Origin of the sequence: Streptomyces sp. CA-249302 (genome assembly GCF_050936785.1) — a bacterium.
In the GTDB taxonomy this organism is placed as follows: domain Bacteria; phylum Actinomycetota; class Actinomycetes; order Streptomycetales; family Streptomycetaceae; genus Streptomyces.
In genome coordinates this window covers 5,875,167-5,889,702 of record NZ_JBNJMG010000001.1, presented here as the reverse complement: position 1 = coordinate 5,889,702, position 14,536 = coordinate 5,875,167, and the positions used below count along the sequence as shown (strand labels likewise).

Annotated in this window: 13 protein-coding genes; 1 reads left to right on the top strand and 12 read right to left on the bottom strand. The window is 72.5% G+C overall.

Going from position 1 to position 14,536, the window contains the following annotated elements:
- Nucleotides 1–137 precede the first annotated feature (137 nt).
- The 5 genes from ACQEWB_RS26530 to bldG form a co-directional block, all read right to left on the bottom strand.
- A complete protein-coding gene (locus ACQEWB_RS26530; RefSeq protein WP_432835133.1) occupies nt 138–1,655 on the bottom strand; it encodes a DUF7059 domain-containing protein in 1,518 nt (505 codons plus the stop codon).
- Nucleotides 1,656–1,744: 89 nt separating this feature from the next.
- The gene (locus ACQEWB_RS26525; RefSeq protein WP_432835131.1) at nt 1,745–2,335 is read right to left on the bottom strand and encodes a small secreted protein; all 591 of its coding nucleotides are present in this window, start codon (nt 2,333–2,335) and stop codon (nt 1,745–1,747) included.
- 230 nt (nt 2,336–2,565) lie between these two features.
- On the bottom strand, nt 2,566–4,974 hold the full coding sequence (locus ACQEWB_RS26520; RefSeq protein ID WP_432835129.1) for a sodium-translocating pyrophosphatase: 2,409 nt from the start codon (nt 4,972–4,974) through the stop codon (nt 2,566–2,568).
- 326 nt (nt 4,975–5,300) lie between these two features.
- The gene (locus ACQEWB_RS26515; protein ID WP_432835127.1) at nt 5,301–5,732 is read right to left on the bottom strand and encodes an ATP-binding protein; all 432 of its coding nucleotides are present in this window, start codon (nt 5,730–5,732) and stop codon (nt 5,301–5,303) included.
- A gap of 120 nt (nt 5,733–5,852) precedes the next feature.
- The gene (gene bldG / locus ACQEWB_RS26510; RefSeq protein WP_003975386.1) at nt 5,853–6,194 is read right to left on the bottom strand and encodes an anti-sigma factor antagonist BldG; all 342 of its coding nucleotides are present in this window, start codon (nt 6,192–6,194) and stop codon (nt 5,853–5,855) included.
- Nucleotides 6,195–6,355: 161 nt separating this feature from the next.
- Between bldG and ACQEWB_RS26505 the strand changes: the two genes are divergently transcribed.
- A complete protein-coding gene (locus ACQEWB_RS26505) occupies nt 6,356–8,926 on the top strand; it encodes a DEAD/DEAH box helicase (RefSeq protein WP_432835123.1) in 2,571 nt (856 codons plus the stop codon).
- On the opposite strand, the gene ACQEWB_RS26500 is transcribed toward ACQEWB_RS26505, so the two are convergent.
- From ACQEWB_RS26500 to ssd, 7 genes are all read right to left on the bottom strand, one after another.
- A complete protein-coding gene (locus ACQEWB_RS26500; RefSeq protein WP_432835121.1) occupies nt 8,820–9,272 on the bottom strand; it encodes an Rv3654c family TadE-like protein in 453 nt (150 codons plus the stop codon). The two genes, ACQEWB_RS26505 and ACQEWB_RS26500, sit on opposite strands and share 107 nt — an antisense overlap.
- A gap of 107 nt (nt 9,273–9,379) precedes the next feature.
- A complete protein-coding gene (locus ACQEWB_RS26495; RefSeq protein WP_432835119.1) occupies nt 9,380–9,748 on the bottom strand; it encodes a TadE family type IV pilus minor pilin in 369 nt (122 codons plus the stop codon).
- Nucleotides 9,735–9,944, bottom strand: a complete 210-nt coding sequence (locus ACQEWB_RS26490; RefSeq protein ID WP_432835117.1) for a DUF4244 domain-containing protein — start codon at nt 9,942–9,944, stop codon at nt 9,735–9,737. The genes ACQEWB_RS26495 and ACQEWB_RS26490 overlap by 14 nt, the downstream gene beginning before the upstream one ends.
- Before the next feature lie 66 nt (nt 9,945–10,010).
- On the bottom strand, nt 10,011–10,799 hold the full coding sequence (locus ACQEWB_RS26485) for a type II secretion system F family protein (RefSeq protein ID WP_432835115.1): 789 nt from the start codon (nt 10,797–10,799) through the stop codon (nt 10,011–10,013).
- Nucleotides 10,800–11,098: 299 nt separating this feature from the next.
- On the bottom strand, nt 11,099–11,959 hold the full coding sequence (locus ACQEWB_RS26480; RefSeq protein WP_432835113.1) for a type II secretion system F family protein: 861 nt from the start codon (nt 11,957–11,959) through the stop codon (nt 11,099–11,101).
- The gene (locus tag ACQEWB_RS26475) at nt 11,952–13,163 is read right to left on the bottom strand and encodes a TadA family conjugal transfer-associated ATPase (protein WP_432835111.1); all 1,212 of its coding nucleotides are present in this window, start codon (nt 13,161–13,163) and stop codon (nt 11,952–11,954) included. Before ACQEWB_RS26475 ends, ACQEWB_RS26480 begins: the two co-directional genes overlap by 8 nt.
- Entirely contained in the window at nt 13,160–14,269 is a 1,110-nt protein-coding gene (gene ssd / locus ACQEWB_RS26470) for a septum site-determining protein Ssd (RefSeq protein ID WP_432835109.1), read from the bottom strand. Before ssd ends, ACQEWB_RS26475 begins: the two co-directional genes overlap by 4 nt.
- Between the last annotated feature and the right edge of the window lie 267 nt (nt 14,270–14,536).

Below are 14,536 nucleotides of genomic sequence, written 5' to 3'. Positions count from 1 at the left end.
CAGGAGCCCTTTTCGGCACCAATCCCGCCAGACCGGACACATGGGCATCAGGGGCGCGGGCCTGCATCAGCCGTGACGCACGCCGGCCGGAAGGGGCGGCACCGCCCGGGCCCCACGCCCGGCCCGGGGGAATCACCTCACGCCGGCTCCAGGAACCCCTGCTCCACCAGCACCCTGATCTGCGCCGGCGTCCGGTCCCGCAGCAACACCGGGTCCTCGCCCACCAGTTGGGCGATGGCGTCCAGGATGCGCCCCGCGCTGAGCGAGCCGTCGCAGACGCCCGCGAAGCCCGCGCCGACCGTGTCCACCTTGGTGGCCCGGCGCATGCCGCGGTTCTGGCGCAGTACGACGTGCTCCGGGTCCTCGGCGCCGGGCAGACCGACCTGTTCCTGGACGACCTCGGAGGCGAGCCTGAAGTGGCCCTCCAGCAGGGCCGCGTCGTCGTGCGCCCGCAGGTAGTCCAGGCGGTCGAAGTGTGCCCGCACCGTCTCGCCGAGCGGCTGCTCGACCGGGTGCGGCCACTCCTCCACCGTGATCGAGGGCACCGCGGCCCCCGTCCGGCGCAGGGTGATCCAGCCGAAGCCGACCGCCTTCACCTTGCGCGCCTCGAACTCGTCCAGCCAGGCGTCGTACAGCGCCTGGTACTCGGCCGGGTCGCCCCGGTGGTCCCCGGCGTCCCGCAGCCACAGCTCGGCGTACTGCGTGACGTCCTGCACCTCACGCTGCACGACCCACGCGTCGCAGCCGCGCGGCACCCACGACCTGAGCCGGTCCTGCCAGTCCTCCCCTTCCACGTGCTGCCAGTTGGCGAGGAACTGCGCGAACCCGCCCTCGTTCAGCCGCTCCCCCGCCCCCTGAACGATCGAGCGGCACAGATCGTCCCCGCCCATCCCGCCGTCCCGGTAGGTCAGCCGGGCGCCCGGCGAGATCACGAAGGGCGGGTTCGAGACGATCAGGTCGTACGTCTCCTCGGCGCGGACGGGTTCGAAGAGGGAGCCCTCGCGCAGATCGGCCGCGGGGGCGCCGGAGAGCGCCAGGGTGAGCGCGGTGATGTGCAGGGCGCGCGGGTTGAGGTCGGTCGCCGTCACGCGCGTGGCGTGCCGGGAGGCGTGCAGCGCCTGGATACCGGAGCCGGTGCCGAGGTCGAGGGCGGCCGGGACGGGCGTACGGACCGTGATGCCGGCCAGGGTCGTGGACGCGCCGCCGACGCCCAGGACGACGCCCTCCTCGCGGCTGCCGATGCCGCCGGCCCCGCCGACGGCACAGCCCAGGTCGGAGACGATGAACCAGTCCTCGCCGTCGGGCCCGCCGTACGGCCGTACGTCCACGGTCGCGGCCACCTCGTCGGCGCCGGTCCGCACCAGCCACCCGCTCTCCAGACAGGCGTCGACCGGCAGAACGGCCGCCACGCGCGCGTGGAGCACGGGCTGCTGAAGCAGGAACAGCCGTACGAGCATCTCCAGCGGTGTGTCGCCACGGGTCGCCCGGAGCGCCGGCACGGTCTCGCTGCGGGCCAGCGCCGCGTACGCGGGGGCGCCGAGCAGTTCGAGCAGCCCGTCGGCGGTGAAGGACGCCCCGAGCAGGGCGTCCCGCAGCCGGGCGGCGACATCTGGGCGGTCGGAAGCGGGCAGGGCACGCAGGCCGGAGGTACTCACGCCCCCATTGTGGCCGGGACGGGCGGCCGCCTGCAGCTCTTGACAGGCTCCCGGTACGGCTCTTGGTCAGCTCCGGGTAGGGCTCCTGGTCAGCTCCCGGTCGCGGAGGCCGACGCGGACGCCGACTTGCAGCTGGCCTGCTTCGCCATCGCCTTGCCGACGTCGCCCTCCTCAAGGGTCTTCAGCGCGTCGTTCCCGCTCTGGCTCAGCTTGTCCAGCGAGGTGGCGATGTCCTTGAGGCCGTCGGCGAACTTCGCCTGGTCCTTGACGTTCAACTTGTCGACCTGCGTCTTCAGCGAGGCGTACGCGGCGGAGATGTCGTCGAGCTCCTTGACCGCGTTCTTCTGCTTCGTCGCGCCGTCGTCGACGTTCGGCGCCCCCGCGTTCTGCACCGCGGCCCCGATCGCCTTGTAGGCGTCGGACATGTCCTGGAAGGCCTGCGCGTCGGTCGTGCGGACGGCCGCCGGCGTGCTGTTGTCCGAGGTCTGCTTCTGGATCGCGGCGTTGGCGGCCTCGATCTTCTTGGCCTGCGGCTGTACGGCGTCGCAGACCTGCTTGGCCCAGGCATCCAGCTTGTCGTTGCCGTCGTCGCTGCTGCATCCCGACAGCGCCAGTACCAGTACCGCACCGCCGGACAGTGCGGCCGCGAGCTTCTTGTTCACCGGGTTGGTCCCTTCCATGGCTCTCGGCCCCGGAACATACACGGCGCACAGCCGCCAACCGCATGCCGAGCTTCCACTACGGACCCTTTTGAAGCCATTTGCACCAGGCGAGAGAAGGCTCACCGTGAGGCTGCACACATACCGCGCGCGGATACGAGAACGGGCGGGCGACGCGTCAACACGCGCCTCCCGCCCGCCCTTTGGGCCGAGCCTCGTGGAACTGCCCGGACCGGGTCCCGTAAGACCGCCTACGAAACCACCGCGGGATCCGTCGAATTGGCCACCCGCTCGCTCTTGCCCTCCTCGTCGCCGACGGCGATTCCGCGCCGCTTGGAGACGTAGACCGCCCCGACGATGACGATCAGCGCGAGGACCGCGATCGCGATCCGGACGCCGAGGTTCTTGTCGTCGCCGTAGGAGAACTTGATCACTGCGGGCGCGATGAGCAGCGAGACCAGGTTCATGACCTTCAGCAGCGGGTTGATCGCGGGACCGGCGGTGTCCTTGAAGGGGTCGCCGACCGTGTCGCCGATCACCGTCGCGGCGTGGGCCTCGCTGCCCTTGCCGCCGTGGTGGCCGTCCTCGACGAGCTTCTTGGCGTTGTCCCAGGCGCCACCGGAGTTGGCGAGGAACACCGCCATCAGCGTGCCTGTGCCGATCGCGCCGGCCAGGTACGCGCCGAGCGCGCCCACACCGAGCGTGAACCCGATGGCGATGGGCGCCATGACCGCCAGCAGACCCGGCGTCGTGAGCTCCCGGAGGGCGTCCTTGGTGCAGATGTCGACGACCTTGCCGTACTCCGGCTTCTCGCTGAAGTCCATGATCCCGGGCTTCTCACGGAACTGCCGGCGCACCTCGTAGACCACCGCGCCCGCCGACCGCGACACCGCGTTGATCGCCAGCCCCGAGAAGAGGAAGACGACCGCCGCGCCGGCGATGAGGCCGACGAGGTTGTTGGGCTGCGAGATGTCCATGGACAGGCTCAGCGGCGCGCCCGCGCCGGTGAGCTTCTCGCCGACGTCGTGCACGTTCGTCGTGATGGCGTCCCGGTACGACCCGAAGAGCGCCGACGCGGCCAGGACGGCGGTGGCGATGGCGATGCCCTTGGTGATGGCCTTGGTCGTGTTGCCGACCGCGTCCAGGTTGGTGAGCACCTGGGCGCCGGCGCCCTCGACGTCGCCGGACATCTCGGCGATGCCCTGCGCGTTGTCGGAGACCGGGCCGAAGGTGTCCATGGCGACGATCACGCCGACCGTGGTGAGCAGGCCGGTGCCGGCCAGCGCCACCGCGAACAGCGCGAGCATGATCGACGTACCGCCGAGCAGGAAGGCGCCGTAGACGCTGAGGCCGATCAGCAGGGCGGTGTAGACGGCCGATTCCAGACCCACCGAGATACCGGCGAGGACGACGGTGGCCGGGCCGGTCAGCGAGGTCTTGCCGATGTCCATGACAGGGCGGCGGTTGGTCTCGGTGAAGTAGCCGGTCAGCTGCTGGATGACCGCGGCCAGCAGGATGCCGATCCCCACCGCGACCACCGCGAGGATCCGCGGGTCGCCGTCCTTGGCCTTGATGGCGGCATCGGTGACGCCGTCGAGGTCCGCGTACGTGGACGGGAGATAGATGAAGACCGCCACCGCCACCAGCGCGAGCGAGATCACCGCGGAGATGAAGAAGCCGCGGTTGATGGCCGACATTCCGCTGCGGTCCGTACGGCGCGGGGCCACGGCGAAGATGCCGATCATGGCGGTGACGACGCCGATCGCGGGCACGATCAGCGGGAAGGCGAGACCGGAGTCGCCGAAGGCCGCCTTGCCGAGGATCAGCGCGGCGACCAGGGTCACGGCGTACGACTCGAAGAGGTCGGCCGCCATGCCCGCGCAGTCGCCGACGTTGTCGCCCACGTTGTCGGCGATGGTCGCGGCATTGCGCGGGTCGTCCTCCGGGATGCCCTGCTCGACCTTGCCGACCAGGTCGGCGCCGACGTCGGCGGCCTTGGTGAAGATGCCGCCGCCGACACGCATGAACATGGCGATCAGGGCGGCCCCGAGGCCGAATCCCTCGAGCACCTTCGGCGCGTCGGCCGCGTACACCAGCACCACGCAGGAGGCGCCCAGCAGACCGAGCCCCACCGTGAACATGCCGACGACGCCGCCCGTACGGAAAGCGATCTTCATTGCTTTGTGCGAGACGGCGGTGAGATCCTTTTCCGGCTCACCCTCCGCCGGGGTCGCTTCCCGGGCCGCGGCCGCGACCCGCACATTGCTGCGTACGGCGAGCCACATGCCGATATATCCGGTGGCCGCCGAGAACCCCGCGCCGATCAGGAAGAAGATCGATCGGCCGGCGCGCTGATTCCAGTCGTCCGCGGGCAGCAGCATGAGCAGGAAGAACACGACCACGGCGAATACGCCGAGCGTGCGCAGTTGCCGGGCCAGATAGGCGTTGGCGCCTTCCTGAACGGCTCCGGCGATCTCCTTCATGCTGTCGGTGCCCTCGCCCGCCGCGAGTACCTGGCGCACCAGGACTCCCGCGACCACGAGGGCGGCCAGTGCCACGACCCCGATGACCATCACGATGATCCGGTTGTCGTCGGTCAGGACTGCGGCTGCGAAGGTTGTGGGGTGGTCAAACTGATGAGGGGTAGAAAGCCCCGCCATTCGTCCTCCTTGACGCCTGTGCTGAGCTCAAGATGTGGACGGATTCTAGGTACCTCTTGCTGATCAAAACAGTCCGCGGTAAACGGAATTGGCCTTCTCGTGCTCTTCAGCAAATGATCGACGTCACGCTACAGAACCCGAAAGTGGTAATGCTTCAAAGCCATTGACGCCACCACTGACTTGATCGAATTATCCGGTGATTGATCGTGAAGGAATTCACGAAACCCATCGCACCTGACCAATGTAGGTGCGCGCTCCTGTGCGCCGACATGCCGAAGGGCCCTACGAGGTAGGGCCCTTCGGGTACAGACGTTCAGTGGTGAGGCTCAGGGAAGCACCGCGCTGGGCGGGGCGGTGGGCCAGGTCATCCGGATCTGCCCGCCGTTCTCCCCGGCGGTGACCTCGACGTCGTCGACGAGGCCGCTGATGACCGCGAGGCCCATCTCGTCCTCCTCGGCCTCCAGGTCGTCACCCGCCGCGCCCGGCGCCCGGTCTCCCGGAGCGGTACGCGGCGCCTCGTCGCCGACCTCGATGGAGAACTGCTTCTCCTCCTCGATCAGCTGCACCTTCACCGGCGCGGTGATGCCGGCGTTCTGATGCAGTCCCACGGCCCGCGTGCAGGCCTCGCCGACGGCGAGTCTGACTTCGTCGAGGACGGCCTCGTCCACTCCGGCCCTGCGTGCCACTGCCGCCGCGACCAGCCGTGCGGTCCTGACGTGCTCGGGCAGCGCGCTGAAGCGGAGTTCAACGGTGGCCATGCATCCCCCTCGGAACTACGGGCGTGCTGTCGGGGGACCGGGCCGCCGAAAGCCCGGACCCCCTGTTGGTACTTCTTCCGTCCCGGAGCGGTCTGGTCCCGCTCCCTGTGGGCCGGCCGATCAGTCGGTCGCCGCCACCGCTTCCTCGACCGAGGTGTGGATCGGGAACACCTTGGTGAGGCCGGTGATGCGGAAGATCTTCAGAATGCGCTCCTGGTTGCAGACCAGGCGCAGCGAGCCCTCATGGGCACGCACCCGCTTCAGGCCGCCGACCAGCACGCCGAGCCCGGTGGAGTCGAGGAAGTCGACGCCCTCCATGTCGACGACGAGGTGGAAACTCCCGTCGTTCACCAGCTCGACCAGCTGCTCACGCAGCTTGGGCGCGGTATATACGTCGATTTCGCCACCGACCTCGACGACCGTACGATCGCCGACGGTACGGGTCGACAGGGACAGGTCCACGGATCCTCCAGCACCTTGCTACTCGAGCGGTCGCCCCTCGGGACACCTCGGCAGAGCCCCCGGAACGGTTCGCCAGCCGCGATGGCATTCAATCACTTACGGCAGGCGTGCACGACGCCTTGGTCCCATTGTCCGTCACGCCAGTGACACACTCGGTGCCGATGGCCAAGAATCACCGATCCGATCGATCCCCGACGGAACCCGTTTCCCGGCTCGCACCGGGCACGGTCCTGGGCCGGCTCGCCTCCGGGCCGAGCCGGGCTTCGCGCATCACTCATACGGAGCACTTGCCCCCGCGCGAGGGTCGCCATGCCGTCTGGCCTGACCGGATTCGTTCGGAGGTCATCGCCGCCGTGCAGGCCTGTGGCATCGAGCACCCCTGGGCCCACCAGGCCCTTGCCGCCGAGCACGCCCTGGACGGCGACTCGGTGGTGGTCGCGACCGGCACCGCGTCCGGCAAGTCCCTGGCGTACCTCGTCCCCGTCCTCTCCAGGCTCCTGGACGGCTCTCAGGCCCCGAACGGCCGCGGCGCCACGGCCCTCTACCTGGCCCCCACCAAGGCCCTCGCGGCCGACCAGCGCAGATCCGTGAAGGAACTTTCACAACCGCTGGGAAATGCCGTACGTCCTGCGGTGTACGACGGCGACACCCCGTTCGAAGAACGCGAGTGGGTCCGCCAGTACGCCAACTACGTCCTGACCAACCCGGACATGCTGCACCGGGGCATACTCCCGTCCCACTCCCGCTGGTCCTCCTTCCTGAAGTCGCTGAAGTACGTCGTCATCGACGAGTGCCACACCTACCGGGGTGTCTTCGGCTCGCACGTCGCCCAGGTGCTGCGCCGCCTGCGCCGCCTCTGCGCCCGCTACGGCGCGTCCCCGGTCTTCCTGCTGGCCTCCGCCACCGCCGCCGACCCCGCGGTCGCCGCCCGCCGCCTCACCGGCCTCCCGGTGGTCGAGGTGGCCGACGACGCCTCCCCGCGCGGTGAACTGGTGTTCGCCCTCTGGGAGCCCCCGCTCACCGAGCTGCAGGGCGAGAAGGGCGCGCCGGTCCGCCGCACCGCCACCGCCGAGACGGCCGACCTACTGACCGACCTGACCGTGCAGGGCGTGCGCTCGGTGGCCTTCGTACGCTCCCGGCGCGGCGCCGAACTGATCTCGGTGATCGCCCAGGAACGCCTCGCCGAGGTCGACCGCTCCCTCGCCCGGCGCGTGGCCGCCTACCGCGGCGGCTACCTCCCCGAGGAGCGCCGCGCCCTGGAACAGGCCCTGCACTCCGGCGAGTTGCTGGGCCTTGCGGCGACCACCGCCCTCGAACTCGGCATCGACGTCTCCGGCCTGGACGCGGTGGTCATCGCCGGCTACCCGGGCACGCGCGCCTCCCTGTGGCAGCAGGCGGGCCGCGCCGGACGCGCCGGGCAGGGCGCGCTGGCCGTCCTGGTGGCCCGCGACGACCCCCTGGACACCTTCCTGGTCCACCATCCCGAGGCCCTCTTCGACCAGCCCGTGGAATCGACGGTCCTCGACCCCGACAACCCGTATGTCCTCGCCCCGCATCTGTGCGCGGCGGCGGCGGAGTTGCCGCTGACGGACGAGGACATGGACCTCTTCGGCCCCGCGACCGAGGACCTGCTGGGCCAGCTGGAGGCCGCGAAGCTGCTGCGCCGCCGTACGAAGGCCTGGCACTGGACGCGCCGGGAACGGGCCGCCGACCTCACCGACATCCGCGGCGAGGGCGGCCGACCGGTCCAGATCGTCGAGTCCGGCACCGGCCGCCTGCTCGGCACGGTCGACGCGGGCGCCTCGCACACCACCGTCCACGAGGGCGCGGTCCACCTCCACCAGGGCCGCACGTATCTCGTCCGCTCCCTGGACCTGGAGGACTCGGTGGCCCTGGTCGAGGAGGCGAGCCCGTCGTATTCGACGGTCGCCCGCGACACCACGGCCATCTCCGTCCTGGAGACGGACGTCGAAATCCCATGGGGCGAGGGCCGGTTGTGCTACGGCTCCGTCGAGGTCACCAACCAGGTGGTCTCCTTCCTCCGCCGCCGGCTCATCACCGGCGAGGTCCTGGGCGAGACGAAACTCGACCTCCCTCCGCGTACGTTGAGGACGCGGGCCGTGTGGTGGACGGTCACCGAGGACCAGCTCGACGAGGCCCGCATCAACCCCGAGATCCTCGGCGGCGCCCTGCACGCCGCGGAGCACGCCTCGATCGGCCTCCTCCCCCTCTTCGCGACCTGCGACCGCTGGGACATCGGCGGCGTCTCGATCCCGCTCCACCCCGACACACTCCTCCCCACGGTCTTCGTCTACGACGGCCACCCCGGCGGCGCCGGCTTCGCGGAACGCGCCTTCCACACGGCCCGCGCCTGGCTGACAGCCACCCGCGAGGCCATCGCCTCCTGCGAGTGCGACGCGGGCTGCCCTTCCTGCATCCAGTCCCCCAAGTGCGGCAACGGCAACGATCCGCTGCACAAGCGGGGGGCGGTACGACTGCTCACGGTGCTGCTGCGGGGGGCGCCGGAGGAGACCGGCGGGGAGGCGGAGGGGCGCGGTGGGGAGGCGGAGGGGCGGGGTGGGGAGCCGCCTGTGCGACCTACGCAGGAGGCGCCCGGCCAAGGGCTCAGGGAGCCGTCCCTGCGGGCGGCGCCGTCCGCAGGGGACCCGGAGGAGGTGCGGGCGGAAGGCCCGACGCCGGATCCGGCCCCGGAGGCCCCGCCCGTGCCCTGACCTCCGCCGCGAACGGGCCCCGGCCCGACGCCGCCGTCACGTCCGAGATATCGCCCACGACCACGCACCGCACCAGCCGCACGCCCTGCGCCCGCGCCACCCGCTCGGCCCGCTCACACGCCGCGCTACCCCCGTCCGCCCAGTGGTCCGCCGCGGCGAGCGCCGCGAGATCGGCCCCGCCGGCCGCCCGATGCCGGACCACGACGGCCTGCCCCAGGGCAAGCACGATCCCGAAGACCACACACAGCACGGCGATCGCCCCGAGACTCCAGACGGTGGCGGAGCCTCGGTCGGAACCCAACGCGGCGCCTCTACGGCGAGGCTCGGAGCCCCGGTCAGAACTCAACGCGGTGCTGATACGAGGGGACTCGGAGCCTCGGCCGGAACGCCATGCGGCGGTGATACGACGGCAGCCGGGCGCGGTCACCCGACATCGTCCCCAAGCACTTCCCCTCACGGGACCCTCACCCCCACCGTCTCCTCCGCCGCCGCCACAGCCTCCTCCCGTACCTCGAAGGGCAGGGCGTGCAGGGCCGGTGGCCTCGCCGTGACTGTCACCCGGACCTGGTCGCCCTCCCGGCTGACCGTGACCTTCGCGCCGCGCGGTGCCGCCTCCAGGGCCACCCCGACCACCGCGTCCGGCGGATCCTGGCGGGCCGCCGCCCGGGCCCCCGTCCTCGCCGCGTCCACGCACTGGATCTGCGCGGCCACCACCAGCAGCCCCCACACCAGCGCCGTGGCGAACATCACCAGCACGGGCAGCACCACGGCCGACTCCGCCGTCACGAACCCCCGGTCAGCGCCCCGCTCACATCCGCGCATCGAGCGCCCGCTTCACGATGCCCTCCAGCTCCGCGCTGACGGCCCCGCTCGTCACCACCTTGTAGAGAACCACCGCGAAGGCCACCGCCGCCACGATCCCCATCGCGTACTCGGAGGTGACCATCCCCGCGTCCCTCCGCGCCGCACGCGCCCTGCACACCAGGGCACGCAGCCGCGCCCGTACCGCCTCGTACATCTCAACCCCCGTGAGGTTCCGTTCCGTTGTCCGGTCGTCATCCGCTGCCCGTTCAGCCCTCCGCCGTCATCCGACACCTCCTCCCAGTACTCCGCCCGCGAGTCCGATCACCACGGGCAGTACGCCGACCGCGATGAAGGCGGGCAGGAAGCACAGCCCGACCGGGACGGTGACCATGACGGCCGCCCGCCGCGCCCGTGCCGTCGCGGCACGCCCCCAGTCGGCGCGGGCCTCCCCGGCCAGCCGGGCCACCGGTCCCGCGGCCGGGAGCCCGGACACGTCTGCCCGCTCCAGCAACCGGGCCAGGGCCCCGGCCCCCGGCAGCGCGGCCAACCTCCGCCACGCCTCGGCCGGTTCACCCCCGAGCCGCGCCTCGGCCGCGCCCCGGGCCAGCGCGTCCCCGACGGGCCCTCCGAGCGCCTCGCCCACGGCCTGCGCGGCGACCACCGGACCGGCCCCCGCGGCGATGCAGGCGGCCAACAGATCCGCCGCGAGCGGAAGTTGCCGTACCGCCTCGCCCGTATCGACGTCGTCCCCGACAACCACGGCCGCCTGCCTACGCCGCCAGCGCCACAGCCCGACCGCGCAAGCCAGCCCGACAAGAACCCCGCCGACCCCACCGACCAACACCCACCCGGCACACACCACACCCACCAGGGGCATCCACCGCCGCCCAGCCTCAAGCGCCGCCGCCCGACGAGCAGTTGCCGTCACTTCAGCGAGCGCCACCAACTCGGCAACCCGCCGCCGAACCCTCCGCTCCCGCCGCACCCCCGCCAGCCACCGAACCACCCACCCGGCGACCAACAACATCCCCACGGCCACCCCCAGCCTGTGGACAACTTCCGCACTCACACCAACCTCCATTCCTCGACCCACCCGACTCCTGCAACCAGGCCCGCCTCGCCCCACCCGCATCCCGCCGCAGGGCCCGCCGGCAAGCCCAACCCCTGCTGCCACGCTCGCCATGACGCCTTCAGCCCCGCCGCTCTCCTTCCTGACCCCACCCGACTCCCGCAACCACGCCCGCTTCCCGCAAGCCCGACCCGTGCCACGGCGCTCCCCATGGCACCTCTCTATCCCCGTCGGCCCCCCTTCCTCGGCCCGCCCAACCAACCGCCGCAGGCCTTACCTCGGCCCGCCCATCCCCGCCCTCACACCGCCTCCGCCCCACGCACGATCCACATCGCCCACCACACCCCCAGCCCCTCCAGCAGCGCCCCGACCCCCAGGCAGCCCAGCCCGGCCCCCGTGTGCAGCAGGACATGCAGCGGATCCGCCCCCAGTGCCGCCCCCAGCAGCAGCCCGACCACCGGCAACCCCGCGAGCATCAGTGCCGTGGACCGGGCGCCGGCCAACTGCGCCCGCAGATCCGCACGTTGGTCCCGCTCCGCCCGCAGCGCCCCCGCCAAACGGTCGAGTCCGACCGCGAGGCCCGCCCCCTGGTCCACCGCCACGCGCCAGCACGCCGCGAGCCCCAGCAGCCCCTCGGCGCCCGGTTGCCGTGCCGCCCCGGCGAGCGCGGCGGGGACGTCGCCGCCGAAGCGGGCCGCCGCCAGTACCGCCCCCTGGGCATCCCCGAGCCCGCCGGAGTCCCGCGCGGCGCGCAGCAGCGCCTCCTCCGGCTGCCGCCCGGCCCGGACCTCGCCGGCGACCGCCCCGCACAGCGCGATCACCGCGTCCGCCCGCCGCTCCCGCGCCCGCCGGGCCTCCCCGGCCAGCCGCAGCCTTCGCAGCACCGGCACTCCAGCCGCCCCCGCGACGACCGGCAACACCGAGGCGCCCAGCACCGCCAGCAGCAATCCGGCGGCGGGCGCCCACCACTCGGCCCGCAACCGCCCCCGAAACCGCCGTAGTTTCCGGGCCACCTCCTGCCAGGAAGTCGGCCCGCTCCCCACCACCCCACCGCCCGCGAGCATCAACTCCGCCCGCCGCGCACCGGAGTGCCATCCGCCGAGCAGCAGAGCCGCCGCCCCGACGCACAGCACGGCCGCCCCCATCGCCGTCTCACCCATGCCGTCCCCCTCCCGAGAACTCACCCCGAAGCAGCCCCCGCAGCCGCTCCCACCCCCGCTCGTACGCGAAGGCGTCCGTCCCCCAGCGCAGCGCCGGCACCGTCCGCACCAGCCCCGCCTGGTCCCGTTCCAGCACATGCACCTCGGCGATCCGCCGCCGTCCGGCCCGGTCGCGTACGAGGTGCAGGACCACCGACAACGCCGCCGCCAACTGGCTGTGCAGCGCCGCCCGGTCGAGGCCCGCCGCCGTCCCGAGGGCCTCCAGACGGGCCGGTACGTCGGCCGCCGCGTTGGCGTGGACGGTGCCGCACCCTCCTTCGTGGCCCGTGTTCAACGCGGCCAGCAGATGCACCACTTCGGGCCCGCGCACCTCGCCCACCACCAGTCGGTCCGGCCGCATCCGCAGCGCCTGCCGCACCAGGTCCTGAAGGGTGACCAGGCCCGCGCCCTCCTGGTTGGCCGGTCTGCTCTCCAGCCGTACGACGTGCGGATGGTCCGGCCGCAGCTCCGCCGAGTCCTCGGCGAGCACGATCCGCTCCCCCGGCCCGACCAGCCCGAGCAGCGCACTCAGCAGGGTCGTCTTGCCACTGCCGGTCCCGCCGCTGATCAGGAAGGACAGGCGGGCGTCGAGCAGCGCTCGCAGCACGCGGTCCCCGCCCGGCGGTACCGTCCCCGCCGCCACCAGTTCGGCGAGGGTGAAGGCTCGGGGTCGTACCACTCGGAGGGACAGGCAGGTGCAGCCCACGGCCACCGGTGGCAGCACCGCATGCAGTCGGGTCCCGTCGGGCAGCCGGGCGTCGACCCAGGGGCGGGCGTCGTCCAGGCGTCGTCCGGCCACCGCCGCCAGGCGCTGCGCGAGGCGTCGTACCGCTGCCGCGTCCGGGAAGGAGACGGCGGTCAGCTCCAGGCCGCCGCCCCGGTCCACCCAGACCCGGTCGGGCGCCGACACCAGTACGTCGGTCACCGACGGGTCGGCGAGGAGTGGCTCCAGCGGACCGCTGCCGACCAGCTCGGAGCGCAACTGCCGGGCGGCTCCGAGCACTTCGGCGTCGCCGAGCACCCGCCCCTGTTCACGCAAGGCCTGCGCCACGCGCGCGGGGGTCGGCTCCGCCCCGCTTTCGACGAGCCACTGCCGTACCCCGTCGAGCAGCCCCGGCGGCGCACTGGTGCCGCACCCCGCTTCGAGCTCCGCAGACGCGCTCATGCCGCACCCGCTTCCAGCAGCGCCCGCTCCCAGAACTCCCTGCAGAAGCGCGCCAGCGGCCCCCGTCCGGCCCCGGGCGGCACCCTGCCCTCCCCCGGCCGTGCCAGCCCCGCCTCGACCGGCACCTCGCCGGTCAGCGGCAGTCCGAGCAGCCGGGCCACCTCGCGGTCGTCGAGCCCGGGGGCGTACGGGCCGCGGACCGCCACCCGCAGGTCCCGAACCACCATCCCCACGGCGGAGGCCACCCGTCCGGCCGCGGCGACGGCGCGCAGTTCGCCGGGGACCACGAGGACCCCGAGGTCGAGCTGGGCGAGCGCCTCGGCGACCCCGTCGTCGACACGGCGCGGGAGATCGACGACGACCGTGCCACCGCGCCGTCTGGCCGCCGCGAGCACCGCCCGGACCGCCTGCGCGGGTACGGCGATGCGGTCGCCGCGGTCCCAGCTGAGGACCCGCAGGGAGTGCAGCTCGGGCAGGGACTCCTCCAGCGCGCCCCCGCCGACCCGGCCCCGGGAGGCCGCGAAGGCGGGCCAGCGCAGTCCCTCCGCGGTCTCGCCGCCCAGGAGTACGTCCAGTCCGCCGCCCAGCGGATCGGCGTCCACGAGCAGCGTGCGCAGCCCCTCGCGCGCCGAGGTGACGGCGAGGGCGCACGCGAGCGTGGACGCTCCGGCCCCGCCGCGGCCGCCGATCACGCCGACGGTGAGGGCGGGCCGGCCGACGCCCTCGGCCACGTCGGCGATCCGGTCGACGAGCCACTGTTCGCCGTCCGGCAGCATCAGGACGTGATCGGCGCCGATCTCGACGGCCCGGCGCCACACCCCGGAGTCGTCCTGGTCGCGGCCGACCAGCACCACCCCTCGTCTGCGCGCGGCCCCGCGCACCCGCCGGGCCGCGTCGTCGCCGACCAGGACGAGCGGTGCGGCCTCCCAGCCGCCCGCGCGCTCCGGCACCGAGTGGTGGACCTCCGGTGTCGCTCCGGCCGCGGCGCACAGCCGCAGCAGGTCGTCGAGGAGTTCGACGTCCTCCGTGACGATCAGCGGTCCGGCCTGCCGCCCCGAGGCGGCCGGTGGTGGTTCCTGTGTGACGGCTCCGGCCACGGTGTCCATCCCCCTTCGCTGCAACTCGCCGAGCCCCTGCGGCCCCGCGATTCCCAAACATGTGAAGAACCGGCAACCGGCCTCCATATGAACGGCCGATACGAACCGGCCAAACCCGCCCGACTAACCGAGTCCGCCCATGAACTCGGCGCGGCCGGGACGCGTTGGAATCACGGTGCAGCGATCCCGGAAATCGTGTGGATCTTGGTCGAAAACTGTGGACAACTCGGCGGTTGTGAATATCGCCGTCACCCATACCGGTGAGCCCTGTACCGA